At 45.6% G+C, this 2,758-nt stretch carries 2 protein-coding genes; one reads left to right on the top strand and one right to left on the bottom strand.

All coding sequences use genetic code 11. From position 1 onward, the window contains the following. Nucleotides 1–420: 420 nt before the first annotated feature. Nucleotides 421–1,470, bottom strand: coding sequence for a uroporphyrinogen decarboxylase (hemE, locus tag B3763_RS18935; protein WP_286748396.1), 1,050 nt, complete (start codon nt 1,468–1,470; stop codon nt 421–423). A 308-nt stretch (nt 1,471–1,778) separates the two neighbouring features. Between hemE and sdaAA the strand changes: the two genes are divergently transcribed. Next, complete coding sequence (sdaAA, locus tag B3763_RS18940; protein WP_189628461.1) at nt 1,779–2,684, top strand: L-serine ammonia-lyase, iron-sulfur-dependent, subunit alpha; 906 nt, start codon at nt 1,779–1,781, stop codon at nt 2,682–2,684. Nucleotides 2,685–2,758 lie beyond the last annotated feature (74 nt).

A 2,758-nucleotide genomic window follows, 5' to 3' on the forward strand; every position in this document is an offset into this window, starting at 1 on the left:
AATATTTTGTAAGATTATTACTTTACAACATAACTAATTCTTTTCGATTTAACTATTAGGGCTACTTACTTAGATTGAATGACCCATGTTTTGACACTTTGCCGCCATTTACGTCTCTACAAATGATTCTGATAAGGGTTGCCAAGACACAGCTGGAAACTTAAGTGGTTTATTTACTTCTATGTGATCTAAATAGGTATAATTATTTATTTGTCACTACGAACTCAGTACCACCTTCTTCAGCAGGCTGAAAAATGAATTTGATAGTGCCTTTAATATCTTTCTTCACTTGGCTAAGCACCATATTCAACTACCACAATCAAGTAAGCCTAAGACAGAAATTAATTCAGAGACTTCTATCTGCTCAATAATTGGGCAGAAGAAGCTAACGGATCGTAATGAACAGAAGGCTCAGGACACTCATATTTCAGCCGACCTAAGCTTGGCACTGTATTCCTTCACTGTATTAATGAAGACTTTTACCTTGTTAGGATCGATATCAGGATATACCCCATGACCTAGATTGGCAATGTGTCTGCCTGTACCAAACTCATCGAGCATTTTCTTAGTAGCCTTTTCAATCTCAATATCAGGAGCGTAGAGAGCACACGGATCGAGGTTACCTTGTAAGGTTTTGTCTTCGCCAATTAATCTGCGAGAGCTTTGAATGTCCATGTTCCAGTCTAGCCCAATAGTTTCACAATTCAGGTGGCGCATTTCAGACCTGGCAAAGTACGCTCCTTTGCTAAACACCGTAACCGGCACTTCGGTAATCGCATCGCAAATTTCAGCAATGTACTTCATGGAGAAGCGTTGGTATTGTTCTGGCCCCAGTATGCCTGCCCAAGAGTCGAACACCTGCACAAGGTCGGCCCCGGCTTCAATCTGGGCTTTCAAATATTCAATGGTAGAGTCGGTTATTAGCTTCAACAACTGATCAGCCATTAGCGGATCGTTATAGAGCATTCTCCTTGCTTTGGAGAAGGTTTTACTTCCGTGTCCTTCTACCATGTAACAAAAAATTGTCCATGGAGCACCGGCAAAGCCAATTAAAGGTACTCTGCCGTTAAGCTCTTTTTTAGTGATTTTAATGGCCTCCAGCACATAACCTAAGTCGCTTTTGGCATCAGCTTTTTTGAGCGCTTTAAGATCATCATCAGTAGAAATGGTTTTGGGGAACCTCGGCCCCTTTTTTTCCACCATTTCGTAGGGTAGTCCCATGGCCTCCGGAATTACCAGAATGTCGGAGAAAATAATAGCAGCATCGACACCTAAAATGTCTACCGGCTGGATGGTTACTTCTGCCGCCAGTTCAGGCGTTTGAGCCAGCTCAATAAATCCGCTAAGTTTGTTGCGTACTGCTCTGTATTCCGGTAAGATTCTACCTGCCTGACGCATCAACCAAACCGGTGTCCGCTCAACTTTTTCACCCTTTGCCGCTCTGATCAGTAGATCGTTCTGTAATTCCATGCCGCAAAGATAGAAATTGTTTCCGCTAGTAAAGCCGCGTTTTTCAATTCTTCAATGCTTGGTAGAGCTTGCCGTTTCCATAGGGTTGCGTCTGGTTGGCAGTGTTTGAGAATGGGTTTACGGAAAACCAAAAGGGTGCTCTGTTTCCGATAGTAAGTAGCCCCTGCTGTCATACTCAGTTGGGCTGGTGAATGAACTGTATCTTTTCTTATGGAAGACGGCTAGCGAACAATCTCCGGGACCGACTGGGTGCCCATTATTCAATCGTTTGCTATCTATTCGTTAGCTTTGTGACAAAGGAGGAAACCATGTGCTTTTTGTTTGAAGATTTTAAAGGCTGGAAACAGTATTGTGAGCAACACCAAATGCCCTTGCATCAGGCCGTTATAGAGTATGAGGTATCTGAAAAGGAAGCCAGCGAAGAGAAAATTTGGGATGGCCTGGCCAACGCCTATACCGTAATGAAAGAGGCCGTGCAAACCGGTCTCACTCAAGACATGACTTCCCGCTCGGGAATGATCAACAATGGTGCAAAGAAGGTTTTCAACTATCCTAAACCTCTCCTTTCTAAAGAGTTTCAGGTACTTATTTCACGAGCTCTGGCGGCCAAAGAGGTCAACTCTTGCATGGGGCGCGTTGTTGCAGCTCCAACAGCAGGAGCCTCTGGTATAATACCCGGGGTTATGGTCACTTTTCAGGAGCTTCATGGAGTAGATGATCGCAAGATTCACGAGGGGCTGCTGGTGAGTGCAGGAATTGCCCTCATTATGGAAAAGCGAGCCTCTATTGCCGGAGCGGTGGGTGGTTGCCAGGCCGAAACCGGTAGTGCGGCCGCCATGGCGGCCGGAGCCATGGTATATTGCCTGGGTGGTTCGGTAGATCAGGTGTTCAATGCAGTGGCCATTACTATTCAGTGTATGTTGGGCCTTATTTGCGATCCGGTGGCGGGGCTTGTTGAGGTGCCTTGTGTGGTTCGAAATGCCAGTGCGGCTGCTATTGCCAATAGCTCGGCACAAATAGCCTTGGCCGATGTAAGCGGAGTAATTCCCGTAGATGAGTGCGTGGAAGCAATGGGGGAAGTGGGGCAAAGCATGGAAACCCGCTATAAGGAAACCGCTTTGGGCGGCTTGGCGGCCACAACAACCGGACAGGCAATTTCCAAAAGAGTACTCATTCAAGACATTGAGATGCTTCCTGACGAAGACCAGGAATAGAGTTGCAAGGGGTAAGATTTGTTTGGTTGTTATTTTAACCTGAATTTGACGTAAGAAAAGAACGTCATGCCGGA

This window comes from Roseivirga sp. UBA1976 (genome assembly GCF_002336325.1).
Lineage (GTDB): Bacteria > Bacteroidota > Bacteroidia > Cytophagales > Cyclobacteriaceae > Roseivirga > Roseivirga thermotolerans.